General features: G+C 55.3%; 18 protein-coding genes. 11 read left to right on the forward strand and 7 right to left on the reverse strand.

Annotation, left to right across the window (positions count from 1 at the left end; genetic code table 11):
- The first annotated feature begins 169 nt into the window (after positions 1 to 169).
- Genes H573_RS0111825 through H573_RS0111835 form a run of 3 tightly spaced genes read left to right on the forward strand, consistent with a single transcriptional unit; the run spans position 170 to position 4,866 of the window.
- Complete coding sequence (locus H573_RS0111825; RefSeq protein WP_027874460.1) at positions 170 to 2,092, forward strand: PrkA family serine protein kinase; 1,923 nt, start codon at positions 170 to 172, stop codon at positions 2,090 to 2,092.
- A 33-nt stretch (positions 2,093 to 2,125) separates the two neighbouring features.
- Entirely contained in the window at positions 2,126 to 3,349 is a 1,224-nt protein-coding gene (locus H573_RS0111830) for a YeaH/YhbH family protein (protein WP_027874461.1), read from the forward strand.
- Positions 3,346 to 4,866 (forward strand): SpoVR family protein, encoded by a 1,521-nt coding sequence (locus tag H573_RS0111835; RefSeq protein ID WP_027874462.1) that lies wholly within the window; start codon positions 3,346 to 3,348, stop codon positions 4,864 to 4,866. Before H573_RS0111830 ends, H573_RS0111835 begins: the two co-directional genes overlap by 4 nt.
- Positions 4,867 to 4,886: 20 nt before the next feature.
- On the opposite strand, the gene H573_RS0111840 is transcribed toward H573_RS0111835, so the two are convergent.
- Entirely contained in the window at positions 4,887 to 5,699 is an 813-nt protein-coding gene (locus H573_RS0111840) for an enoyl-CoA hydratase-related protein (RefSeq protein WP_027874463.1), read from the reverse strand.
- Between the two features lie 125 nt (positions 5,700 to 5,824).
- Here H573_RS0111840 and H573_RS18015 point away from each other — a divergent pair, with 125 nt between their 5' ends.
- Positions 5,825 to 6,136: a DUF6482 family protein gene (locus H573_RS18015; RefSeq protein WP_051171250.1), complete on the forward strand. Its 312-nt coding sequence runs from the start codon at positions 5,825 to 5,827 to the stop codon at positions 6,134 to 6,136.
- Between the two features lie 22 nt (positions 6,137 to 6,158).
- Here H573_RS18015 and folE read toward each other — a convergent pair whose 3' ends face one another.
- Positions 6,159 to 6,812 carry a GTP cyclohydrolase I FolE gene (gene folE / locus H573_RS0111850; RefSeq protein ID WP_027874464.1) on the reverse strand — a complete coding sequence of 218 codons (654 nt, stop codon included), beginning with the start codon at positions 6,810 to 6,812 and terminating at the stop codon, positions 6,159 to 6,161.
- A gap of 165 nt (positions 6,813 to 6,977) precedes the next feature.
- On the opposite strand from folE, the gene H573_RS0111855 reads away from it, so the two are divergent.
- The 5 genes from H573_RS0111855 (at position 6,978) to H573_RS0111875 (ending at position 15,538) form a co-directional block, all read left to right on the forward strand.
- The gene (locus tag H573_RS0111855) at positions 6,978 to 8,057 is read left to right on the forward strand and encodes an ADP-ribosylglycohydrolase family protein (RefSeq protein WP_027874465.1); all 1,080 of its coding nucleotides are present in this window, start codon (positions 6,978 to 6,980) and stop codon (positions 8,055 to 8,057) included.
- A gap of 18 nt (positions 8,058 to 8,075) precedes the next feature.
- A complete protein-coding gene (locus H573_RS18020; RefSeq protein ID WP_084498044.1) occupies positions 8,076 to 8,867 on the forward strand; it encodes a polyphosphate kinase 2 family protein in 792 nt (263 codons plus the stop codon).
- A gap of 178 nt (positions 8,868 to 9,045) precedes the next feature.
- A complete protein-coding gene (locus H573_RS0111865) occupies positions 9,046 to 13,275 on the forward strand; it encodes a response regulator (RefSeq protein ID WP_027874466.1) in 4,230 nt (1,409 codons plus the stop codon).
- A 3-nt stretch (positions 13,276 to 13,278) separates the two neighbouring features.
- Entirely contained in the window at positions 13,279 to 14,244 is a 966-nt protein-coding gene (locus H573_RS18025; protein WP_205618934.1) for a diguanylate cyclase, read from the forward strand.
- A 1-nt stretch (position 14,245) separates the two neighbouring features.
- Entirely contained in the window at positions 14,246 to 15,538 is a 1,293-nt protein-coding gene (locus H573_RS0111875; protein WP_027874467.1) for a DsbA family protein, read from the forward strand.
- 12 nt (positions 15,539 to 15,550) lie between these two features.
- Here the strand turns inward: H573_RS0111875 and H573_RS0111880 are convergent, their stop codons facing one another.
- From H573_RS0111880 to H573_RS0111895, 4 genes are all read right to left on the reverse strand, one after another.
- Complete coding sequence (locus H573_RS0111880; RefSeq protein WP_027874468.1) at positions 15,551 to 16,363, reverse strand: SDR family NAD(P)-dependent oxidoreductase; 813 nt, start codon at positions 16,361 to 16,363, stop codon at positions 15,551 to 15,553.
- Between the two features lie 67 nt (positions 16,364 to 16,430).
- Positions 16,431 to 19,028: a TonB-dependent receptor gene (locus tag H573_RS0111885; RefSeq protein ID WP_084498046.1), complete on the reverse strand. Its 2,598-nt coding sequence runs from the start codon at positions 19,026 to 19,028 to the stop codon at positions 16,431 to 16,433.
- Positions 19,029 to 19,066: 38 nt separating this feature from the next.
- The gene (locus H573_RS0111890) at positions 19,067 to 20,014 is read right to left on the reverse strand and encodes an NAD-dependent epimerase/dehydratase family protein (RefSeq protein ID WP_027874470.1); all 948 of its coding nucleotides are present in this window, start codon (positions 20,012 to 20,014) and stop codon (positions 19,067 to 19,069) included.
- 193 nt (positions 20,015 to 20,207) lie between these two features.
- Positions 20,208 to 20,798 carry a tRNA-uridine aminocarboxypropyltransferase gene (locus H573_RS0111895; RefSeq protein ID WP_027874471.1) on the reverse strand — a complete coding sequence of 197 codons (591 nt, stop codon included), beginning with the start codon at positions 20,796 to 20,798 and terminating at the stop codon, positions 20,208 to 20,210.
- A gap of 62 nt (positions 20,799 to 20,860) precedes the next feature.
- Between H573_RS0111895 and H573_RS0111900 the strand changes: the two genes are divergently transcribed.
- A complete protein-coding gene (locus H573_RS0111900; RefSeq protein ID WP_027874472.1) occupies positions 20,861 to 21,793 on the forward strand; it encodes an oxidoreductase in 933 nt (310 codons plus the stop codon).
- Positions 21,790 to 22,575, forward strand: coding sequence for a DUF1295 domain-containing protein (locus H573_RS0111905; RefSeq protein ID WP_027874473.1), 786 nt, complete (start codon positions 21,790 to 21,792; stop codon positions 22,573 to 22,575). Before H573_RS0111900 ends, H573_RS0111905 begins: the two co-directional genes overlap by 4 nt.
- A 14-nt stretch (positions 22,576 to 22,589) precedes the next feature.
- Here the strand turns inward: H573_RS0111905 and H573_RS0111910 are convergent, their stop codons facing one another.
- Positions 22,590 to 24,539, reverse strand: coding sequence for an acetoacetate--CoA ligase (locus H573_RS0111910; protein WP_027874474.1), 1,950 nt, complete (start codon positions 24,537 to 24,539; stop codon positions 22,590 to 22,592).
- Between the last annotated feature and the right edge of the window lie 87 nt (positions 24,540 to 24,626).

Raw genomic sequence — 24,626 nt, forward strand, 5'->3', positions numbered from 1 at the left:
ATGCACTAGCCACACTTCGGTAATCGCGTAGTCTTTTTTTGTGGATCGAAGTAGATGATCGTTGCGTAGCAGAGTAGAGTGAAGACGCATACACATGAAACTGTCGTCGCGCTACATCGCGAGTGGAATGTCAGCGACGTGGCGTTAACGCAGAAAGGAGATTGCACCGATGGGTATCCTTGATAACGTCCGTGAGCAATACCTGAAGGCGAAGGACGAGGAGATGTCATTGACTGACTACCTCGAGCTTTGCCGCAGCGACCCGCTTGCTTACGCCACCCCGGCTGAGCGTATGCTGGCTGCCATTGGCGAGCCGGAACTTGTAGATACCCGCAGTGACCCCCGACTTTCACGAATTTTTTCCAATCGGTTGATCGCCCGCTATCCAGCCTTTGAAGAGTTTTATGGCATGGAAGATGTGATCGCGCAGATCGTCGCATTTTTCAAACATGCCGCGCAGGGCCTGGAAGAGCGCAAGCAGGTACTGTATCTGCTTGGCCCGGTAGGCGGTGGTAAATCGTCGATCGCCGAGCGGCTGAAAAAATTAATGGAAGCCTATCCGATCTATGCCCTGAAAGGCTCTCCCATTAACGAGTCGCCGTTGTCGTTGTTTGACCCCCAGCGCGACGGTAAACAGCTCGAAGAAGAGTACGGTATTCCCGAACGCTATCTCAGTGGCCTGGCGTCACCGTGGGCGATTAAGCGCTTGGACGAGTATGAAGGGGATCTTAGCCAGTTCCGCGTGGTGCGCATTCAGCCTTCAGTACTCAAACAAGTGGCGATTACCAAAACTGAGCCAGGCGACGAAAACAATCAGGACATATCCACCCTGGTCGGCAAGGTGGACATTCGCAAGCTCGAGAACTACGCGCAAGACGATCCCGATGCCTATTCCTACTCCGGTGGCCTGTGCCTGGCGAATCAGGGCATGCTCGAGTTTGTTGAGATGTTCAAGGCGCCCATTAAAATGCTGCACCCCCTGCTGACGGCAACGCAAGAGGGGAACTACAAGGGCACCGAGGGCTTCTCCGCGATTCCCTTCCAGGGCGTAATACTTGCCCACTCCAACGAATCAGAGTGGCAGAGTTTTCGCAACAACAAGCACAACGAGGCATTTCTCGACCGGGTATACATCGTCAAAGTGCCCTACTGTTTGCAGGTGTCAGAAGAGGTAAAAATTTACCAGAAGCTGCTGCGTCACAGCTCCTTGGCCGATGCGCCATGTGCGCCGGGAACGCTGGAAATGCTCGCGCAGTTCTCAGTATTGACGCGTCTTGGCGAGCCGGAGAACTCCAGCATTTATTCCAAAATGCGTGTTTATGATGGTGAGTCACTGAAAGACACCGATCCGGCGGCGAAGTCCTTTCAGGAATACCGCGATTATGCCGGTATCGATGAGGGCATGACGGGTATGTCAACGCGCTTTGCTTTCAAGGTGTTATCGGCGGTATTTAACTACGACAACGCCGAGATAGCGGCTAACCCCGTACACCTCATGTATGTGCTTGAGCAGCGCATTATGCGCGAGCAGCTGCCTGAGGACGTGCAGCGTACATATCTAGAGTTTATTAAGGGCTGGCTGGCGGTTCGCTACGCCGAATATGTGGGTAAAGAAATTCAAACGGCCTACCTGGAGTCATACTCAGAGTACGGTCAGAACATTTTTGATCGCTACGTGACCTTTGCGGATTACTGGATTCAGGATGAGGATTATAGAGACCCTGAAACGGGCGCGATCTTCGACCGTGCCACCTTGAACGGCGAACTGGAGAAAATTGAAAAACCCGCCGGGATCGCCAACCCCAAAGATTTCCGCAATGAAATCGTTAACTTCGTGCTGCGTGCTCGCGCTCAAAATGAGGGCCGCAACCCGAACTGGACGAGCTATGAAAAACTGCGCGAAGTGATAGAGAAGAAAATGTTCTCCAGCACTGAAGAGCTGCTGCCAGTCATTTCCTTTAATGCCAAAGCCTCCGATGAGGACCAGAAAAAGCACGAAAACTTTGTTACCCGCATGGTCGAGAAGGGCTACACACCCAAGCAAGTACGCCTGTTGTCAGAGTGGTATCTGCGCGTACGCAAAGCTGGCTAGTTAACGCTGCCACGTCGAAAGCAAGGTGCGAATATGTCGATGATTATTGACCGCCGCCTGAACGACCGCAACAAAAATGCGACGAACCGCGCGCGGTTCATCAGGCGATATAAATCCCAGCTAAAGCGCTCTGTGGCAGACGTTGTCGCTGAGCGCTCCATCACCGATATGGGGCGCGGTGGCGAGGTGGGAATCCCGGTAAAAGATATTTCCGAACCGAAGTTCCGTATTGGCCAGGGTGGCGACCGGGAAATGGTTCACCCCGGCAACCACAGTTTTTCCCCCGGAGATCGCATTGCTAAACCCCAAGGGGGCGGCGGCGAAGGCGAGGGCGGTGACGGCCAGGGTGAAGGCGGTGAGGGGCAGGATAACTTTATGTTTACCCTGTCAAAAGAGGAGTTTATGAACCTCTTTTTCGACGACCTGGAACTGCCACGTTTAGCGCGGAATGTGTTGGGTGACGCTAAACAGTTCACTTTTCGACGCGCGGGCTATACCCCATCGGGGGTGCCGTCAAACCTGTCGGTGCGGCGCAGCCTGCAAAATGCCATGGCCAGGAAGATCGCACTGGCTGCCCCGCTAAAGCGAGAACTGCGCGAGCTTGAGGAAAGTGGCGCTGATCCACAAGAGATTCAAGACTTAAAAGACCGCATCGATCGCATTCCCTTTTTGGATGAGTACGACCTCCGGTTCAGGCATAAGGTTAAGGAGCCCAAACCAATTAGTCGCGCGGTTATGTTTTGTTTGATGGACGTATCGGCGTCGATGTCGGAACAAAAAAAGGACCTGGCCAAGCGCTTTTTCACCTTGCTGTATTTGTTCCTCAATCGAAAATATGAACATGTCGAGCTGGTATTTATTCGGCATACGTCAAACGCCGAAGAAGTTGATGAACACGCGTTTTTTCACGACCCGCAAACCGGCGGTACCGTGGTGATGTCGGCGCTTAATTTGGCGGAAGACATCATTAAAGATCGCTATGCGCCAGACCAGTGGAATATATACGGTGCGCAGGTGTCAGATGGCGACGCCTTTGGCAGCGATCCGCAACGCAGCGCGGCTAAATTGCGCGATGATATTTTGCCGCACTGCCGCTACTACGCCTACGTAGAGGTGCCTGACAATGCCAGCAGCATCACCCCGTTAGGCGCCGCCTATAGCCAAATCCACAGCGAAAACTTTGCGGTCGCCAAGGTAATGGGGCGGCGCGATGTATATCCGGTGCTGCGAGAATTATTTCAGCGGGAGGCGGCGTGAGCGAAACGGTGAAAGACCGCGTATTATCCCGTGGCGGCGACTGGGATTTTGATCTGTTGCGCAGCTACGACCGCGAGATAGCGAGCATTGCCAAAGAGTTCGGCTTGGACACTTACCCTAATCAAATTGAGGTGATTGCCTCTGAGCAAATGCTCGATGCCTACGCGTCTGTGGGTTTGCCGATCAGCTATACCCACTGGAGTTACGGCAAGGAATTTATTCGTAACGAAGAAGCCTATCGCCGTGGAATGCGTGGCTTGGCTTATGAGCTGGTGATTAATTCTGACCCCTGCATTGCCTATTTGATGGAAGACAATAGTATGCCGATGCAGGCCTTAGTCATTGCCCACGCTTGCTATGGACACAATTCCTTTTTTAAAGGGAATTATCTGTTTAAGCAGTGGACAAGCGCCGATGCGATTGTCGATTACATGGTATTTGCTCGGAAGTATATTTTTGAGTGCGAGCAAAAATATGGCATTGATCGCGTGGAGGAAACCCTCGATGCCTGCCATGCCTTGATGGATCATGGTGTGGACCGCTACCACCGACCCTCACCACTGTCGGCGCAAGACGAGTTGCGCCGACAGCACGAGCGCGCGGAGCACGCGCGCAAGCAGTTCGATGATATTTGGCGAACATTGCCGCGCAAAGAAAAGCAGGGCGATGACGATGCCCCGGCTGAGGCAGCAAATTTTCCCCCTGAGCCCCAGGAAAACTTGCTGTACTTTATCGAAAAGTATTCACCCACCCTGGAAACGTGGCAGCGTGAGATCGTTCGAATCGTGCGCAAGCTGGCGCAGTATTTCTACCCGCAGGGTATGACTAAGGTGATGAACGAAGGGTGGGCGACATTTTGGCACTATACCTTGCTCAACACCCTGTACGACCGCGGTTTGGTTGATGACGGTTTTATGTTCGAGATTCTTCAGTCTCATACCAATGTGGTCATGCAGCCTGGCTTTGATCACCCCGCTTACAGCGGCATAAACCCCTACGCTCTGGGTTTTGCCATGTTCCGCGACTTGCGCCGTATCTGCGAGTCACCGGATGCTGAGGACCGCGCCTGGTTTCCCGATATTGCGGGGCGAGATTGGCGCGAGGTGCTTGATTTTGCGATGCGTAACTACAAAGACGAGTCGTTCATCGCGCAGTATTTGTCGCCAAAATTAATCCGCGAGTTCCACCTTTTTGCCATAGCGGATCAAGCGAAAAACGATTTTGTCGAGGTGGCGGCAATTCATAATGACGAGGGCTACCGTGACGTCCGGCGCCTACTGTCACGGCAATACAATCGCGATATTTTGGTGCCTGACATCCAGGTGCTTCGCTATGAGCACATGGGCGACCGCTCGCTGCTGCTGCGATACACTCGGCTGCGCGACAGACCGCTCACCGACGATGCCAAAGAGGTGCTGAAGCATTTGTCTAAGCTGTGGGGTTTTACGGTCAGCATGGAAGTGTTTGACGAGCGCGAGGGCGTTGTCGATCGCATCGATGTCAGCCCAGCGCGCTAGGGCCTAACAGCAAGTGCTAATTAGCGGCCGCTGAACTCGGGCGTGGTTTTATCAAAAAATGCATTTACCGCCACCATGTGATCCTCTGTTTGGTGGCACTGGGCCTGAACATCGGCGCAAACGCTCAGGAAATCGTCCAGCTCCTGGCGTTGTGCAAGCTTCATTAGACGTTTGGTTTGCCTAAGTGCTTGTGGTGGCTTGCTGGCATAGGTGTTTGCATAGCCTTGGGCGCAGGACAAAAGTGTGTCGTCTGAGACCTTTTCCAATAACAGGCCCAAAGCGAGGGCTTCGTCTGCCTCAATAATACGTCCGCTAAAGCTCAACTCGGCGGCACGTTGGTAGCCGACTAAACGCTGCAGAAACCAGGCCCCACCGTCACCGGGAATGATTCCCAAATTGATGAAGGTTTCACCAAAGCGGGTGCTGTCACAGCCAATACGCAGATCGCACATACATGCGAGGTCAAAGCCAGCGCCGACCGCAGCGCCATTTACCGCAGCGATGGTAACCACCTCGGCATTGTGCATTGCTCTTGAGATGCGTTGAATGCCATTGCGATAGTTGGCGCTGATTTCAGCAGGGTTGCCGCCAAACATACCTTGCTTGTCGCGCATTTCCTTTACATTGCCGCCAGCACTAAAGGCGCGGCCCTCACCAGTGAGAATTAAGCAGGAGATAGCGGGGTTTTGGTTTGCCCAGGTGACGGTATCGCAGATGTCGTCGATGAGCGCGCTGCCCGTTAGGGCGTTGCGGATGTCGTCGCGCTGGAAACACAGTAGTGCGACTCGTCCATCCACGTTCAAGGTTGCATCGCGCAGAGTTGGCATGGCCATTTGATCTTCTCCCTCGTTTACGTCGCGGCAATTATGCCATAGCGGCCGCCATCGATAACGGTGTGTTCACACGGATCGCAAAACGCCTTTTACCTTGCCTGCGTATACCTAGTCGGAGGTTACCTATGACGAAATGTGAATTTGACGACCTGAATCATTACCCTGTATCCGAGATCGAGGTGCATTCTCTCGATGGCGGCATGTATGTCCTTTCGGCCATTATTGGCGGCGTTAGTTTTCCGGTCTATGAGCGCGGCAAGAGAATGTTAACGCGAGACATAACAAGCTTGCGGAGACGTTTGGCCACCTGTCGTTGCCAAACATTTTTTCTGATTCAGCGCAGCGCCTATGACGAGATGTTGGGCCAACCAACGAAAAGCGAAGAGGTCGAAATGCGCATCTCAGTAGCGCCGCTGCGCGATGAGCACTTAATTTAGGCGGGGGAAGGCGACTGCCGCGTTAGCGGCAGCTCTGGCTTAGAAACTCATTTCGCGTGCTGGGGTCACTTTTAAAACTTCCACCCAGGGCAGTGGTTTGTGTACGTGAGTTAGTGTCCATTACGCCGCGACTTTTCACGCAGTAGTGAATCGCATCGATGGTTACTGCAACGTCTTCGGTTTCCAGCAATGTTTGCAGGGCGACCAACACTTGTTGGGTTAGGCGTTCCTGAACCTGTGGCCGTTGCGCAAAGAAACGCACGATCCGGTTAATCTTTGATAATCCAATCACTTTCTCGCCGGGAATATAGGCCACCGTGGCCTCACCATCGATGGTAACGAAGTGGTGCTCGCAGGTACTTGTTACGCTAACGCCACTGACTTTAACCATTTCTTCGACGCGCATTTTGTTGTCGATATTGGTGATTTTCGGGAAGTTGTTGTAATCCAAGCCACAAAAAATTTCATCTACATACATTTTTGCAATCCGCGATGGCGTTTCTTCAAGGCTGTCATCACTGAGATCGAGGCCGAGGGTTTCCATAACACCCAGCATCAAATCGGCGATCCGCTGCTTTTTTTGGTCGTCATTCAATGAGCTTCGGGGGCGCATCGGTGTTTCTAGGCCCGCTTCCAGTAATGCGCTGTGTACGGCATTGGCTTCCTTGGAAATCATGTTGTCGTCTCGTGTTGTTTTTAATCGTTTACGCAATTTACAGATATTTGGTTTCCTGTTCGGTAAATCAAGCTAGTACTCGCACTGGCTGGTTTGTGTCTCAGCCGCAAGCCGCAGTATTTGGGCCTACACTGGTAAGAGGATGGTGAAAGGTGAGGCGAAAAAATGGCCGAACAGAGCGAGCACTGGGCAGCGAACAGTGCCGATTACCAAAGAGCATGCTTGCTGGGCGGAGCGGTGGGTGATGCGCTCGGCGCCCCGGTACAGTTCTTTAGTCTCGACGATATTGTCCAGCAATACGGAGAGCAGGGCGTACTCGACTATATGCCAGCCTACGGCAGGAAGGGGGCGGTCACTGACGACACGCAACGCCTTATGTTCACCGCCGAAGGGATACTTCGCTACCGCGTGGCGAGCGCGCGAGGCGAGCAGCCTGATTTGCGAAGTTTTATTCATCGCGCGGACTTACGTTGGCTATCCACGCAGACCACAACCACCACAGGGCAGCAGGGCAGTTTCCTGTTGGCAGAGCGCGAGCTTTACAGTCAGCGTGCGGCGCGCGATAGCTTTCTGGCGGTGTTAACTAAAGGTCAGCAGGCCGGTGTAACGGCTGACAACCAATATCAGTTTGGTGCCGGTTTGAGTCGAATTGCGCCCCTTGCCGTGCACTTTGTTAGTGACACGCGCAAATTCTGGGGAGATGCACTGCGCGCTGAGATGTTCTCGCTCAGTGCTGATATTAGCGCCCTTAGCGATGGCCACATTAATGGTCGTTTAACCGGTGGTGCACTGGGTATACTGTTGCTCGGCTTGTTGTATGGTCACCCGCCTGAGGCGTGCTTGGCGCGGATTGACGAACAATTGCGGTCTAATAAAGATAGCCATCCCTTGCGCCGAGCCATTGATCACGCCGTTGAGTTGGCCAATGCCCAGCCAAACTCGGCCAGTGCCGCAGAATCCCTCTGTGGCGACTCTATGGCCCTGGACGTGTTTTCCGTTGCCTTGTACTCACTGCTGTGCGCCGAGGACTTTGCCTCTGGTCTGGTGCTGTCGGTTAATCACAGTGGTTTAAGTGACAGCTGCGGCGCGTTGGCGGGGCAGCTATTGGGTGCCTGGCGCGGCCTCGATGATATTCCACAGCATTGGCTACAAGACCTTGAGCATAAAGCGCTGCTAGACTGCTTGGCAGCGGACTTTTTGAAGTCCCCCGAAGACCCGCTAATGAAGCAACGTTATGGTGGTTAATTAAGGGAAGGGCGCTCTTTGACTCAAATTGACTTATCGTCGTTACAACACCCTGTTTTAGAAAAGAAACTCTACCGTCAGCGGCGCGACCAACTCCAGCTCGATCTAATGGCTTTGCAGCTGCAATTATACCGAAGCCGACGCCGTGCAATACTCGTGGTGGAGGGCCCGGATGCGGCGGGGAAAGGGGGCTTTTTGCGACGTGCCCTGCGGTATATGGACCCCCGAGGGGTGCGGGTCCATGCCATTGGGCCCCCGGATGCCATAGAGGCGGGGCAGCACTACCTGCAGCGATTTTGGCGGCGCCTGCCTACCTCCGGGCAATTGTGTGTATTCGACCGCTCTTGGTACGGGCGTATTCTGGTGGAACATGTCGAGCACGGATACAACGAGCGGGAGCGTGCGTGTCGCGAGATAGCCGAATTTGAAAGGATGTTAGTTGACGACCAGATTATGGTGGTTAAGGTGCTGTTTTACATCGATAAAGAAACGCAGCGCAATCGTCTGTTGACCCGTTTGGAAAGCCCGGAGAAGCATTGGAAGATCACCGATGCTGACCTGAATAGCTTTCCGTTTCATCATCAGTATTGCCAGGCCTATGAGTACATGTTGAAGCAGTGCTCCCAGCCGGTACCGTGGCAGCTTGTTGCGGCGAACGACAAGTACCATGCCCGGGTTGTCGGTATGGAGGCCCTGAGTGAGCAGTGGCGTCAGCACCTCGGAGAGCCGGCACACCCGCAGGCCAACGCGGCCTTTGTCGCAAGGGCTCGGCGCGTACTGGAGCGACGACGGGAAGACAGCGCCGATTGAATTCAAGGCGTTGTTATTGTGAGCGTTATCGCGCTGATTCTTACCAATATCGGTAGAAGGCTAGGGGCCAATACGAATACAGCTCTGCTGTGCGGCGGTGCACTATGTTTTAAAGGAGGGTGTGCGAGAATGACGGTAACATCCCGTTGTGACCCCTCCGGATGAAACAAAAGGATGCATGTTGATTTTTAAGCGCTTGAAGGACATCTACAACACGCTTGGCCCGCGATTACTCGCCGGTGTGCTGCTGGTCTTCCTCTGTGTATTTATTGTGATGTTTCCGCTGGCGGAGCGCCGTGCCTATCAACAGGAAGTGTCGGCGGTTGGTGAGGTGTTGAGCAGCCTTCTCGATGGCCGCGCGCGAGCGCTGGATAACCACATAGGCCAGTACGAAAGCGACACGCTTTTCCTGGCGAACACGCCGCCCATCTCTGGCATTATGCGCGCCTCGGAAAATTCCGGGGAAGACCCCGATACCCGCAGCAACCTGCAAGACTGGCAGCAGCGCTTACAAGAGATTTTTAGTGCCTACATGTACAGCCGCGGTGAGGTGCGTCAGCTGCGCTTTATCGGAATGGATGATGGTGGGCGGGAATTAGTGCGCGTCGACAGTGATGGCGAGTCCGTTCAAATTATTCACCAGTCTCAGTTGCAGCAAAAAGGCCACAGTGACTACGTTAAAGAATCGAGCAAGCTCAATGAAGGCGAGGTGTATTTTTCGCGGGTTAATTTTAACCGCGAGCGCGGGAAGATTGAGCGCCCGTTGTGGCCCACGCTGCGAATAGCGACGCCGGTTTTCGACGCGCAACAGCGTTTGTTTGGCGTGGTCGTGATGAATCTGGATTTTAGCTATAGCCAGCGATTGATCCGGGAAGACCTGCCGCAGGGCTACCGAGTTTACCTCCTCGATGAAGAGCAGCATTTTTTGTTGCATCCCTACAGTGAAAAAACCCTGGCCTACGAACTTGGGCCGTCCTATCAGTGGGGGCAGGCCTTCGATGCGCCGATGGCCGATGGCCTCAGGCCCTATCGTGAGCGCGGTGGGGAAGCCACTTGGTACTCACTGAAACAGCGATTGACCTACGATGACCGCCATTGGGTCACGTTGGTTGTCGCCGCCGATCAAGCGCTGGTTGATGATGCCGTATTTCGCATGCTGCGTTTTAATGCGGCGGTTTTTGTGTGCTTTACGCTGATCACCTTCATATTACTTCTTCAGTTCGTTGTGAATATGCGCCGACGCGACGAAGCCATTGAGCGAAATGCGGAGCGAGTCGCGATTATTGATGGCAGTAACGATGCCGTGATCGCGGTCAGTCTGGATGGCGTGGTGATTAGCTGGAACGCAGCGGCAGAGTTGCTGTTCGGCTATCGCGAAGACGAGGTGGTAGGGAAGACGACGGCGTCACTGATTTTGCCGGATGACTGCAGAGATGAAGAGCAGCTTTTTCTAAAGCAGATGCGCGCGGGTGTGCCTGTGCCGCATGTGGAAACGCACCGGAAAGATAAATCGGGTAACCGTATTGAGGTCGCTATTAATGTCTCGCCTGTGAAGGTCGCGGGCAAAATAACCAGCGCGGCGATGATCGTCCGGGATATCAGCCAGGAGAAGGAATCGCGCAGCAAATTGCGCCAGCTCAATGAGTCCCTTGAAGAGGTGGTGGCCCAGCGTACCAAGGACCTGAGTGAGACCTTGGCAACTCAGCGGGCAATTCTTGAAAAGGCCGGCTACGGAATTATCGCCAGCGACCCCAGGGGCAAAATCACCCTGTTTAATTCCGCTGCGGAAAAAATGCTCGGCTATCGCCAAGAAGAGGTGGTAGGCCAGCGCTATATCAACAGCTTCTTTGTCGGCGACGAATTTAACCAGGCCCTGCGTGAAAAGGCGATTGAGCAGGGCGGTGAGCTCGATACCTATTCGCTTTTAAAGGCGGGTTTCAGCGATGAACGAGAGTGGGTATTTCGTCGACGGGATGGGCAAGAGTTCCCAGTGTTATTAAAAACCGTATCGATGCTCAGCGACGAGGGGGATGTACTGGGCTTCCTCAGCGTGGCCGTGGACTTAACCACCCGCAAGCAAGAACAGCGCGAGCTGGAGCACGCCAGGGCGGTGGCGGAGGACGCCAGCAAAGCAAAGAGCGAATTCCTCGCCAATATGAGCCATGAAATTCGCACACCGATGAATGCGGTGCTGGGGATGCTAAACCTATTGGATCATACCGGCCTCAATGCAAGGCAGCGCGATTATGTGCAAAAAGCCAGTGGCGCCGCCGAGGCCTTGCTGGGGATCATCAACGATATTCTGGATTTCTCCAAAATCGAGGCCGGTAAGCTGTTGCTGGACCCTCACCCCTTTAGCGTGGACGAGGTCTTGCGCGATATCGCCAATATTCTGAGTATGAATGTTGACGAAAAACAACTGGAAATACTCTTCAATGTGGACCCGGCCATTCCCAGTCAGGTGTGTGGTGATGCCCTGCGTATCAAGCAGGTGCTTATCAATCTCGCCGGGAATGCCGTGAAGTTCACCGATAGCGGCGAAGTGATGATCAGTGTGGTGGTGCAGCACCAGCAGCGCCAGCGCATTGTTTTGGGTTTCAGCGTTCGCGACACCGGTATTGGCATGTCGCTTGAACAGCAGCAGCGCATTTTTCAGTCTTTTTCTCAGGCCGAGGCGGGAACGACTCGTCGATATGGCGGCACGGGGCTCGGCCTGGTGATCTGTCAGCGCTTGATCCGCATGATGGGTGGTGAACTCGAAGTCGACAGTGAGGAAGGCCGCGGCAGTACGTTTTCATTTAGCCTGTTGTTAGAAAATGTCGAAGGGGCAGAGCGCTCGGCACCGCGTGCGCGTGAACTCTCTCAGGGTTTACAGGGTCTTCGTATACTGTGTATTGATGACAACGCCAACGCGCGACAGATCATCTCTACCAGTTGCGAGTCGATGGGCTGGCACTGCGACGAAGCGGCGGATGGCGAGTCCGGCGTGGAAAAAATCCGCGCTGCCTCGGCGCCATACGACGTCGTGTTTATCGATTGGATGATGCCGGGCATGAACGGCTGGCAAACCGCTGAGGCGATCCGCCGCGAGCAGGGTGAGCGCTGTCCAAAACTGGTGATGGTGACCGCCCACGCGAAAGATGTATACGCGCAGGAAGAGCGCGAGGGCGGCAGCCCGATGGATGGTTTTTTGATGAAGCCGGTAACCGCCTCAGATATTCTCAATGCTGTTAGCGAAGCGCTGACACATGCTGTGGCACCGAGCTCGCCGGCGAGGGCCGAGCCGATAGGCGCAGTCTCCGAGGTGGGTGACAGCCACACGAACGAGGTTGTCAGCCCCGTGGCGAAGGGCTCGCTGGCAGGCATGCGTCTGTTATTAGTGGAGGACAACCTCACCAACCAACAAGTGGCACGGGAGCTGCTGGCATTGGAGGGCGCTGAGATCGAGTTGGCTGAAAACGGTTTAGAGGCATTGGAGCAAATACGCACGAGTGCAGCGCCCTTTGATGCCGTATTGATGGATTTGCAAATGCCGGAGATGGATGGCCTGACAGCGACCAGGAAGATTCGCCAGGAAATGGGCCTGGTAGACCTGCCCATCATCGCGATGACCGCCAACGCCCTGCCATCTGATCGCAAGGCCTGCTTAGACGTCGGAATGAATGATCATGTAGGTAAGCCATTTGAGCTGTCTGAATTGGTTGATGCCGTGTTAAAGGCTGCCGGGCGTGACGCAGTGGTTGATGAAGCGGTTGTCGTTGAGCGTGACGAGCCCGATTTGCCAGCGTCACCAGAGGGCTTCAATTTTAAGGAAGCCTTGCTGCGCATGGGGAATAATCGCGGCCTGCTGGCCACGCAGGCGCGACGATTTGCCGACAGGCATTGCGGCGATATCAAGCTGGTTGAGAAAAGTCTGCGTGGTAATAACGCGCCGCTGGCCACTCGTGAACTGCATACTGTGCGCGGCGTTGCCGCCACGCTGGGGGCTTCGACGCTGGCGCAGATGTTGGGTGACCTTGAAGATGCTTGTAAACAGGGGGCAAGTGCCGAGGCCCTTGCCGAGGATCTCCAGCGTGCAGACGCTGAATTAAAACGCGCGTGTGCCGTTTTTAGTGAGTTGGCGAACCAGTTGACGCCCGCGCCCAGTGCTGGCGATGAAGGGCGCACCAAGGTGGATGCCGCGCAGCTACTCAGCGGTTGTGAGGAGCTAGAAGCCCTCCTTCGGGACAGCAATATGCGCGCGATGGCCGTGCACGATACGCTCCGCGCGGAAGGGGGCTTGGCAGCGGTCGCCGGAGCCGAGATACTGGCAGAATCTATAGCGAGTCTCGATTTTGCCGGCGCCCTTGCTGCGTTGGAGCGTGTTAAGGCAGAGCTCGACGCGCAAAACAGGAATACGGAGCGGTAAACAATGACGGAAAAGGCACTCGACTGGGTGAAGCCGATGTTGCGGTCGCTGCCAAAGCTACTGCTCGTCGACGACCAGCCGGTGAATATCCAGACCCTCTATCAGATTTTCGCTGACGATCACGAAGTGTTCATGGCGACGAGTGGCGAGCAAGCTCTGGCGCTGTGTCGAGACAAACAGCCCGATCTGGTATTGCTGGACGTGATCATGCCGGGTATGGATGGCCTGGAAACCTGCCAACGCTTGAAAGAGGATGCCGATACCGCCCACATTCCTGTGATTTTTGTGACCTCGCAAAATAGCCCCGAAGAGGAGACCCACGGCCTGGAGGTGGGCGCTGTCGATTTTATTAGCAAGCCAGTAAACCCCGCAGTGGTTAGGGCTCGGGTAAAAACGCAGCTCACACTGAAAGCGCAAACCGATGCGCTGCGCATGCTTGCTTCCCTGGATGGTTTGACCGGCGTGCCCAATCGACGCATTTTCGATGAGCGGCTGAATGCCGAATGGCGGGCATGTCACCGTTCGGGTTCTGCCCTCTCTTTGCTGATGGTTGATGTTGATCACTTCAAACTCTACAACGACCACTATGGTCACTTGGATGGTGATCAATGTTTAAAGTCGATAGCGTCGGCGCTGGCCTCTAGTGTTGAGCGCGGACGCGATATGCTCGCCCGTTTCGGCGGTGAGGAATTTGTCTGCCTGTTACCGGATACCGACTTGGAGGGCGCCAAACATATTGCCGAGAAATTGCGTCAGGCCGTTGAAGAGCTGGCGATCCCCCACGTTGAATCGAAAACGGCGGCAACGGTAACGGTGAGTCTTGGGGTTGCTACCACCGCCCGGTGCGATGTACTAGAGCCGCCGGACCTGCTTAAAGTTGCCGATGAGCAGTTGTATCTTGCCAAGCAATCTGGCCGCAACCGCGTTTGTGGCGTGCAATTTCCGCAAGCCCAGCAAGCCGAGTCGTGATATGAACCCGCTAATGCCGCACCTTGCCCGGGTGCTTTCAAGTAAGTCCTTACTTTCCCTTAGGCGCGTCTACCACAGCGCGAAGCGGCGTTTGGCCGGTAGGCCGCATACGCTCGATGTGTTCATTCGCGTTGATGACCCCTACAGCTATTTGCTTTTGCAAGTGATGGACGATGTCTGCTCGCGTTTTAATGTCGAGGTAAAGTGGTGGGTGATCGTCGAGTCGCCCGAGGACATGTACCCGGAAAAAACCATGTGGCGGGAGTATGCCTGTCGCGACGCTGAACATCTTGCCAGGCTATACAACTTAGACTTTCCCTCACAATTGCCCGCGTTAGAGCAGGCCGCTATCGACCATACGGCGGTATCCCTGCTGTCGTTACCCGTAGACGATTTCCCGCGGCAGGCGCGCGCCTTGCTGGCGGCGCTCTGGCGGGGGCGGATGCCGACGCAATTACTCGCGTTGGATTCCTGGGCCCGTCAGTGCCTGGCGGAAAATTCTCAACGCTTACAAATGCTGGGGCATTACGCTGGGGCGATGATTTACTGTGCGCCGGAATGGTATTGGGGCGTGGACCGGCTGGATCACCTTGAACGGCGGCTTATTGCCGAAGGCGGTGCAAAGCGGCCGGACGAAAAGGCGGTGTATACGCGTAGCTACACCGGTTTTTGTCGCGGTGAGCGCTCCGATGTTGTCGATCCCGATCTGCCCTTAGTGCTCTATTGGTCTGCGCGCAGCCCCTATTCATACTTGGCGCTAGAGCAGGCGGCGCAGCTGAGTGAGCACTACGGCATCGCGCTTGAGGTGAAGCCGGTGCTGCCGATGATGATGCGCGGGATGCCTGTACCTCCTGACAAGAAAATGTATATTTTTCATGACACGGTTCGGGAGGCGGAAAAGCAGGGCCTGGAGTACGGTTTTGTTGCCGATCCGCTGGGCGATGCCGTGGAGCGTTGCTATGCACTTTGTGACTACGCGGAGTCTAGCGGGCGCTTGCTACCGTTTTTACTCAGTTTTGCCCGCGGCGTAAATGCCCAAGGTATTGATGCCGCCAGCGATCGTGGGCTCAAGCGCATTATTCAGCGCTGCGGTTTGGATTGGGAGGCGGCGCGACAGCAACTCGGCAATGAACACTGGCGGGGCACGGTGCAAAAAAACCTGGAAGAGATGTATGCCATGGGTTGCTGGGGCGTGCCGAGTTTTCGCTATGGCGAGTTAGTGCTATGGGGGCAGGACCGCATTGGCATTGTGGAAAATGCCATGATAGGTAGCGCGGCCCTGCACCGCTGCTAAGCGACCTGTCGCTTAGCTCAGGCGAGCAAATGTTTTTGCCAGCAGCTGTGATAACAGGCCGGGAAATGCGCCGCTGACAATTTTAAATACCCTCGCGTCGACGCCAATACAAATACTGCGCTTATTGCGTTCTATGGCGCGTACAATGCGCTGAGCGGCATAGTCCGCACTCACACCAACGCGCTGCGCCAGTCGCATATTTTTCTCTGCCTGCTGTACATCGTCCGATTCTTTGAGTGTAGCCAGAATCATATTGGTCTTAATGGCACCCGGGTGAATACAGCTGACGCCGATTCCCTCGCCACTCAGTTCCGCGCGTAACGAGTCACTGAATTTTTGCAGGGCCGCTTTGCTACTGCTATACGAACACTGGCTGGGAAGGCCGAAGAATGCTGCCATGCTCGAAAGATTGACGATGTGTCCTTGCCCGCTGTTTCTGAGCAGCGGCAGCAATTCTCGACTGAGAAACACAGCGCTAAAAAAATTCAGTTGGAAGACCTTTTCCCAATCCGCTTGGCGGTGATTTTCAGTACTTTTCTGCAGAGTGATCCCTGCGTTGTTTATCAGAATATCAATCGATGTGTACTGCTCTTTCAGTGCATCGACTAGATCAATCAGCTGATGGCGGTCGCAGAGGTCGGCGGTGTGACAAGAAATCGTGACACCTTGTCCCTCCAGTGAATCCGCTAATTGTTTGAGTGTATCGCCGTTGATATCAACCAGTGCGAGGTGGCAGCCTTTACTGGCCAGAAGCGTCGCCAGCGCACTGCCGAGGCCACCGGCGGCGCCAGTGATCAAGGCCGTTTTAGCTGTAACAGGATTCATCAATTCGCTCGTAAAAAAAAGGGCAGTGGCCGGAGGGTGGGCCGAACACTGCCGAATGACAGGAAGGTTAGAAGGTTTTACGAAGTTCTATGCCGTAGGTGCGCGGGTCGCCGAGCACGGTAGTGAGCGTGCCGATACTGTCTCCGGCGGCTACTGCACCAATGTCGTAGCGCTCGTCGGTCAGGTTTTTCACATAAGCGGCAATGCTTAAGTCATCGCGGTCGTTCGTCCAGCTGAAGCGTGCATCAAATAACACGTACGCGTCGGCGTAGCTGAGAGCCTCTTTGCGTTTTGATGCCTCCCAAGCGCCGCGGTCAAGGCCAAGGTAGACGTCACTTTTATAGCTGGCATCCAGGCGTGGTACAAAGCGGCCATAGTCAGTGTTGAAGGTGTATTGAATGCCGAGTGCGGCGGTCTCTTCTGGCGAAACAGCAAACTCTTCATCTGAGCGGTCGATGGGAACAAACTCACCACGAAGCGCCAGGGATTTCAGGTCGTTATCCATGAATTCTTCATAGCGATAATTGTTGTTGCTGTAAGTGAAGTTGACCATGGTGTTCATTGACGGGAACCACATTACCTCCAGTTCGGCACCTTCGATTACTGATTCACCCGCATTTTGCGAGCCAACTACCAAGGTGTTGTTCGAATCAACATTTACAGTGATTAGATGCATGTTCTCAAACGTCATGGAGTAGGCCGCAAGATTGATCCGCAGAGAGCGTTCTAGCGCATCGATCTTGATACCGATTTCGCGGTTTTCGAGCTCTTCGGGTTCAACTACGCTCAGGCCGTCTAAGCCAAATGGCTCCTGGAAGCCTGACTTAAAACCGTTGCTCCATGTTGCGTAAACCATCGCCGAGTTGATGATGCTGCCGTCAAGCAGTTCCTCGGGGAAGATATAGGCGGCAGAAGCCATCGGTGTGAATTGACGGAAGGTGTCTTCTCGCTGGTCGATTTTCGCATCGCCTAAGGGCGCTCGAATATCGCCAGTGAAACGTTCGCGCAAGATGTTGTTGGCAATGGTGAGTGGGTCTTGTGACCAACGCCCCAAAAATGCCATGGCCCCCATATCTGGCAATACCGGAACAAAGCGTGGGTCTGCACTAGAAATGATGGAGGTCACTTCAGCGAGGTCGGCGCTGCGGGTAACCAAGTAGGAGTCGCGCGTCTCTTCGGTGTAGCGCCCGCCCAGCGTAACCTCTAGGTTGTCGGTGATGTGCCATGTGGCTTGAGTAAACGCAGCAAAGGTTTCACCGTCGATTTCAAAGTCCTGAACGGTTGCCAATGGCAGTGCGCCCGCGACCAAAGGTAGTGTGCCACCGGGAACAAGACCAGTCAGTGTGTTGAGCAAGTCACCGACAACGCCAATGTCTACACCTTGCTGGCCAGCTGCCAAACCAAGAAATTTGGTGGGCTCGGCACCGACTAGTGGGTTGGCAGTGTTAAAGCGCTCGGACTTGTATTCGTCTTGCCAGAAGATACCCGCCGCGTAGTCGACACTGTCGAACAAAACGCCGTTGAATTGCAGTTCAAAGGTAAGCGATTCTTGCAGGCTGTCGTCGAGTAGGTCTGCTCGCAAAAACTCAGCTGGCCCGCCTTCGTCTGCGGTCGTTTGCGGGTTGAATTTCGTTGCGTCGCGGTAGCCCAGAATAGACTTCATGCTGTGGTCTGCACTGAACTGGTAGTCAAAGGTCAGGCCGAGCATAAGCTCGTCTTGGTCTTTTTTCTGACGCTGACTATCGCCTTGATTGGTGTGCAGGTCTGCCTGTGACTCGCGGGAGTTTGCCTCACAATTGTCTTTGTAGGCCGAGGGGTTGTTTGGGTCTGTGTCACCGGGCCAAAGTATGCCGAGGCCGTTCACAAAGAGGGCATCTTCGTTGACAATCCGACAGTGGTACGAGGGGAAATTTTCCCGCGTGCGGCCGACAAAGGCAAAACCGTCGATGGTTAAATCATCGCTTGCCAGCCAGCGCGTTTGGAAAATGGCAGACAGCCGATCGATCGACTGATTTTCCCGGCCGGTGGCGTCCTTCAGGAAGCCGTCGCGGCGGCGGGTGTTTACCGATATGCGGGTCAGCAATTCATCATTGATGGGTAAGTCGACCGCGGCCTGCAGGCGCTGCTCATTGTAGTTACCGAGACTGCCCTCAATATAGCCGCCGAATTCTTCTCCCGGTTTTGTCAGGGTGAAGACCAGGGCACCCCCGGTATTGTTCTTACCGAACAGCGTTCCCTGCGGCCCACGCAGAACCTGAACGCTGTCTACATCGATGGTATCCAAAAGCTGGCCATCCGGACGTGGGATGAAAATACCGTCTAAATACACGCTCACTGACGGGTCGAAGCGCGCAAAGGGCGCTCGCTGGCCGATGCCGCGAATAAAAATTTGTGGCGATGTGCTGTTATTGATTTGCAGGCTGGGCACCGACTTACTCAACTCCTGAGCGCCGAGTATGCCCTGCTCACGTAGCGAGTCCCCGGTGATCGCGGTGACGGCGACCGGCGTTTCCTGAATGCTCTCAGCGCGTTTTCGCGCGGTGACGATCACTTCTTCAATCACGCCCGCGGAGCTGCCTTGGTTCGCCGCCACGGCGGGGGGCAGGGTTGCCGCCATGAGTCCTGCCAGTGTGAGAGGAAGGCGGTGGTTTTTCTGCGTTTTCATAGAACACACCTTTATCATTATCTGCATAAGTTTAAGGGTTAAAGTTGCTTGAGCACCGTTGGCAGAAGCGGCCGCAATATCGGCCGAAGTGGCCAGAGTAGACGCCTGACGCTGGCAAAGAGCGTGTGTATTTCCTGCTGGTAGTCTTCGAAGCTGTGCCGTTGATAATTCAGCAGTGCCTGGGACTCGCGCGTATCCATCCAATGGGTGTAGAAATTTGCCTGTCCGTGAATACCCTCTGGTAGTGGCAATCCCACCGCTTGAAACGCGGTATTGATGAATTGCCGTTGATTGATTTGGCAGCGTTCCCCGCCACCGAGTAAAAGTGTTTTGGCTTGCGCGGCGGGGCAGCTCAGAGCTCGACTAATCGCTAGCGCGACATCGCGGGGGTGAATGTATTCCAGCGGCGTGTCAGGGTGAATCTCCAGCAGCTGTCGAAGCACCTCGCGATCAGTTCGCGTGGTGCGAGCGTCTACCGAAACCCCCACTCGCATAATCACCCAGGGAATAGTCGATTGCTGAAGGTACTGCTCAACCGCAAGCTTGTGCTCGGTGTAGTGGTCAGTGGCGATCACCGGGTCTGCACAACGGCGCAGTGGCGCCTCGCGCTGTGAGTGTCCGAACACGGTTACCGACGATGGAAAGATAAACAGCGGGGCCCGCGCCTGCGCTTGCGACTGGTCGATAAGTGAACGGCTAGCGTCGACGTTTACCTGATGAGCGACAGCGGGTGCACGCTCGGTTAAAGGGGGCAGCATTGAGGCGAGGTGGACGATGGCATCCATGTCGTCGACCAGCGCTGCGTGCTGGGCGCTATCAGTAATATCGCCCAGCAGGATTTCGCAGCGTGCTTGATAGGGTTTGGCTAATCGCCGCTGTTGTGGCGCATCTAGGTCGCAGCAGCGCAGCTGATGGCCGTCGGCCAATAGCTGTTCCACCACCAATTGCCCCAGGTTACCAAACGCCCCTGTTACCAGTACTTTCATCGGGCGAGGCCTTTGCCTTTACGGCGGTCTTGCGAACAGTGTAGCTGCATCATGTCTCGTTATTTTTGTAATTGGTTTACATAAGTTGCTCGGCAAGATATATAATTGCGTTACATAAGTCAACGTCGCGGCGTCGACGCCACGCTCGCCATACAAGGCGCGCATAGGAAGAAATAGGCTGGGTTAGACGAGATTAGGCGGGATAGTTTTTGCGAAAGGTGGCGGCGCCCATGGCGGCAATTTGGTAATCGATCATCTGATCGAAGGCGGCGAGGATGTCGGTATAGTTGCTGCTGTGGTCAAGCGCATTCAGCGCGGCCACGGCGGCTTCGATGGTTGACAGGCCGTCGCTGCGGGGTGACTTTCGGATGCGGTATTGGCTGGGTGCTGAAGGGGTAATAGCGAGGCAGGGCAGCTCTGTAAGCCAGGGGTTCAAGTGCAGCAGTCGCCGGACTTTTCGCCAGCTGCCATCCAGCAGCAGTATCTGAGAGAACTGACGCTGCTGCGCTTGCGCCGCGCTGAGCGGGTTTTCGCCGGGAAAGATTAGCAGGCACCGCTTGCGCCAGTCTGGGCCCAACAAGGCCTCGGGCTGAAAATACTCGCCGACGACTAATCGACTATCTTGTATGGAGCGCTGCAGTAATGGGGCCGAGGAGAGGGCGTGCCGTGCCTCTTTCGGGTCTTGTAGAATAATCAGCTCATATGCACAGCGGCGCGTGACAATAACGTCGCACAGGCAGGTTTTTGTTGGGCGGTTGCATGCGTCGCAGTGTGAGCGTGCCAAGGGAGCCTCCGGGTAAGATGTCGCGCGTCGTTGAGGCTACCACTATAGAGGAAAAGGAATTCATGGCGCACTGGACTCCGAATGAAATTGCCGACTTGTCGGGCAAAACTGTGCTGATCACTGGCGCGAATAGCGGCATCGGCTTTGAAACGGCGGTGCAGCTGGCGGCGCGCTCAGCACAGGTCGTGGTCAGTTGCCGCAGCCAGGAAAAGGCCAACCAAACGCTGCAGCGCATTCAGCAGCTTGTGCCTGGTGCGCAGCTGTCGGCCATAACCATGGAACTGTCAGACTTAGATTCAGTTGCCCGTGCGGCTGACGCGTTTTTGTCCACACATGGGCAGCTCGACTGCTTGGTAAACAATGCGGGGGTGATGGGCCTGCCACTGTTGCGCAATGCGCGCGGCCACGAAATGGTGTTTGCTGTCAGCCACCTTGGCCATTTTGCACTTACTGCGCAGCTGCTGCCGGCACTGCGTGCGGCGACACAGGCGAGGGTGGTAACGGTTTCCAGCCTCGCTGCGCGCAAAGGGCAGTTGCTAATGAATGATCTGAATTGGCAGCACACGCCTTACTCCAAAGTCGCGGCATACGGGCGCGCCAAATTAGCGAATCTGAGTTTTGCACTGGAGTTACAGCGGCGCTTTGACGCCGCGGGCATGGAGGCCCTCAGTGTTGCGGCCCACCCGGGCTATGCGGCAACCAACGTCGCCTATGCCAGCGATGCGCCGGCGGGGTTCCGGCGCCGCCTGTGGGAGTGGATTGCGTATTTGGGTAATCGAATCTTGGCGCAGCCAGCAGAGCAGGGCGCCTGGCCAACGCTGTACGCGGCGACGTCGTCAGCGGTGAGCGGTGGTGACTATATCGGCCCAGCCGGCCCCTTTGAATTTCGCGGCCCGCCCACCAAGGTGGCGGCGGTGGCGGCAGCGCAGGATCAGGTTTTGGCAGCGGAGCTATGGCGCCAGTCTGAAGACTTATGTGGTGTGAGGTTGTTATGACGGTTATACAGTGGCACGACGGCCTGCTAATGGCCTACGCGGCAATGTCGGTGTTGGTGTTTGTGGTACTACAGTTTTTTATTAAGGCATCGTATGGCCGCCACGATACCGAGGATCGCGCTTGGTGGTGGGGGCCGGGAGTACCGACGCGCGTGGCATGGGTCATCATGGAGGCGCCGTCGTCAATCGGCTTTGCGGTGATCTATTTTATGGGTGACAACGCCTGGCAGCCCGTGCCGTTATTACTGTTTGCGCTGTGGCAGGTGCATTACTTCCAGCGCAGTTTTATCTACCCGTTTAAGCGCAGCGTTAAGCCGGGCGATAAAACTCCCTTGTTACTGCCGCTGATCGCGCTGTTCACCAACTTTGGCATTTCGTTTCTCAACGCCAGCATACTGTCCTGGTCGTCGCTGGCGATGGATTACACCGCGGCATGGCTCACTGACCCGCGCTTGATCTTCGGCGTCGCGCTGTTTTTCGTCGGCTATTACGTCAATCGTCGCAGCGATGCCATGTTAGCCGCGCTGCGCAAGCCGGGAGAGAGCGGTTACAAAATACCGCGTGGCTGGTTGTATGAGTGGGTATCGTGTCCCAATTATCTGGGAGAAATCATGGTGTGGTGTGGCTGGGCGCTCGCAACGTGGTCATGGGCGGGGGCTGTCTTCCTGTTGTGGACCTTGGCGAATTTGCTTCCCCGCGCTCTCAGTAACCACCAGTGGTATCGGCAGACCTTTGACAATTACCCGGCACACCGCAAAGCGGTATTGCCGGGTATTTTGTAGAGGACGGTTCTGCCTTACTGGAGTTCCGGCAAGTCTTTGAAGAGGGCCAGCGCATCGGGGTTGGCCAAGGCATCGACGTTTTTCACGGTTTTTCCGTGAACCACATCGCGCACCGCCAGCTCGACAATCTTGCCGCTGATCGTGCGTGGAATTTCTGCCACCGCGATAATTTTTGCCGGTACATGGCGCGGCGTGGTTTCCTGACGAATGGTGTTGCGGATGGTATTGCGCAGGGTGTCGTCCAGTGTGCAGCCTTCACGCAGCACCACAAATAGGACAACTCGCACATCGCCTTGATACTGCTGCCCGATGCAGATGCTGTCGACAACGTCGGCAACCTTTTCAACCTGGCGGTAAATTTCCGCGGTGCCAATGCGCACGCCGCCGGGGTTGAGCACGGCGTCGGAGCGGCCGTGAATAATCATGCCGCCGTGTTCGGTGATCTCGCCGTAGTCTCCGTGGGCCCAGACATTGGGGTAGGTGTCGAAATAGGCCGCGCGGTATTTGGCATTGTCGGGGTCATTCCAAAACCCGATGGGGGCGCTGGGGAAGGGGCGAGTGCAGACCATTTCGCCTTTTTCACCGACAACGGCGTTGCCATCATCGTCCCAAACCTCTACTGCCATACCCAGGCCGAGACACTGAATCTCACCCTCATAGACGGGAAGGCAGGGGTTGCCGAGAACAAAGCACGACAGGATGTCCGTGCCGCCGGAAATCGATGACAGGCAAATATCCTGTTTAATGTGCCGGTACACATAGCGAAAGCTCTCGTCGGACAATGGCGAACCCGTTGATAACACGGCTTTTAAGGCGCTGAGTTGATGGCTTTCAGCGGGCTTTACCCCGGCTTTTTGCAGGGCTTCTATGTACTTGGCGCTGGTGCCAAAAATAGAAATGCCTTCATCGTCGGCCATGTCCATCAACGATTGCGGCTGTGGGTAAAAGGGAGAGCCGTCGTATAGAACAAGGGTCGCTTCACAGGCGAGGCCGCTTACCAGCCAGTTCCACATCATCCAGCCACAGGTGGAAAAGTAAAACAGCGTGTCCTCACTGCCTAGATCGGTGTGTAAGCGGTGCTCCTTCATGTGCTGAATCAGGCTGCCGCCGGCACTGTGGACGATGCACTTCGGTACCCCCGTGGTGCCCGATGAGTACATGATGTACAGCGGGTGGTCGAAGGGCAGCTGCTCGAACGCAATATCGTTTGGCGAATAGGCGGCGAGTGTCTCCGCCCACAATGTCGCCCCTTCTGGCAGCGGTATTTCCTCGGCGGTGCGGCTGACGGGGACAATGATCAGCGTCTCTATGCTGCTGATCTGCGCTTTAATCTGCGACACGCGCGGCAAGCTGTCGAGGGTTTTTCCGCCGTAGAAATAGCCGTCGCAGGCAAATAGTACTTTGGGTTGGATTTGGCCAAAGCGATCCATCACGCCATTAATGCCGAAGTCAGGGGAACACGATGACCAGACTGCGCCAATACTGGCGCTGGCCAGCATGGCGATGACGGTTTCGCTGGTGTTGGGCATAAAGCCGGCAACGCGGTCGCCGCGACCAACGCCAGCACTGCGCAGCGCCTGGGCTAACTGGCTGACTTGTTGGTACAGATTGGCATAGCTGATCGTCTCGCGCCGGCCGTTCTCCAGCCGTGAAACCAACGCGGTTTTATCACTGCGGTTACGCAGTAAGTTTTCAGCGAAATTCAGACGAGCATCGGGAAACCATCGCGCACCGGGAAATTGGTTCCCGTCCACCAGAACCTGGTCGCTCGTTTGTGAGGCGCGAATATCGCAAAAGTCCCACACCGATTGCCAAAAGGCCTCGGGAGATTCCACCGACCAGCGGTGTAGGTCGGCGTAGTTGTCGAACTGGCGTTGCTGGTCTCGGTCGAGCTGCTGCAAGAATTGGCTCAGTTGGCTGCGCTGAATGCGGGCCGCTGAGGGTTCCCAAAGACAGTTTTTCATTATTCGATGTCTCTATAGCTGGAGCGAATGATAGGGTAATTGACGTAGACTGCCTTGCTGAGATATTTTTATCAAATTGATAATAAT

The sequence above is a fragment of the Neomelitea salexigens DSM 19753 genome (assembly GCF_000422345.1).
Taxonomy (GTDB): domain Bacteria; phylum Pseudomonadota; class Gammaproteobacteria; order Pseudomonadales; family Spongiibacteraceae; genus Spongiibacter; species Spongiibacter marinus_A.

Bases quoted from the DNA above. Each gene is read 5' to 3' on its own strand.
- H573_RS0111825 (WP_027874460.1), top strand. From the start codon at position 170: ATGGGTATCCTTGATAACGTCCGTGAGCAATACCTGAAGGCGAAGGAC.
- H573_RS0111830 (WP_027874461.1), top strand. From the start codon at position 2,126: ATGTCGATGATTATTGACCGCCGCCTGAACGACCGCAACAAAAATGCG.
- H573_RS0111840 (WP_027874463.1), bottom strand. From the start codon at position 5,699: ATGGCCATGCCAACTCTGCGCGATGCAACCTTGAACGTGGATGGACGA.
- H573_RS18015 (WP_051171250.1), top strand. From the start codon at position 5,825: ATGACGAAATGTGAATTTGACGACCTGAATCATTACCCTGTATCCGAG.
- folE (WP_027874464.1), bottom strand. From the start codon at position 6,812: ATGATTTCCAAGGAAGCCAATGCCGTACACAGCGCATTACTGGAAGCG.
- H573_RS0111855 (WP_027874465.1), top strand. From the start codon at position 6,978: ATGGCCGAACAGAGCGAGCACTGGGCAGCGAACAGTGCCGATTACCAA.
- H573_RS0111865 (WP_027874466.1), top strand. From the start codon at position 9,046: ATGTTGATTTTTAAGCGCTTGAAGGACATCTACAACACGCTTGGCCCG.
- H573_RS18025 (WP_205618934.1), top strand. From the start codon at position 13,279: ATGACGGAAAAGGCACTCGACTGGGTGAAGCCGATGTTGCGGTCGCTG.
- H573_RS0111875 (WP_027874467.1), top strand. From the start codon at position 14,246: ATGAACCCGCTAATGCCGCACCTTGCCCGGGTGCTTTCAAGTAAGTCC.
- H573_RS0111880 (WP_027874468.1), bottom strand. From the start codon at position 16,363: ATGAATCCTGTTACAGCTAAAACGGCCTTGATCACTGGCGCCGCCGGT.
- H573_RS0111885 (WP_084498046.1), bottom strand. From the start codon at position 19,028: ATGAAAACGCAGAAAAACCACCGCCTTCCTCTCACACTGGCAGGACTC.
- H573_RS0111890 (WP_027874470.1), bottom strand. From the start codon at position 20,014: ATGAAAGTACTGGTAACAGGGGCGTTTGGTAACCTGGGGCAATTGGTG.
- H573_RS0111900 (WP_027874472.1), top strand. From the start codon at position 20,861: ATGGCGCACTGGACTCCGAATGAAATTGCCGACTTGTCGGGCAAAACT.
- H573_RS0111905 (WP_027874473.1), top strand. From the start codon at position 21,790: ATGACGGTTATACAGTGGCACGACGGCCTGCTAATGGCCTACGCGGCA.
- H573_RS0111910 (WP_027874474.1), bottom strand. From the start codon at position 24,539: ATGAAAAACTGTCTTTGGGAACCCTCAGCGGCCCGCATTCAGCGCAGC.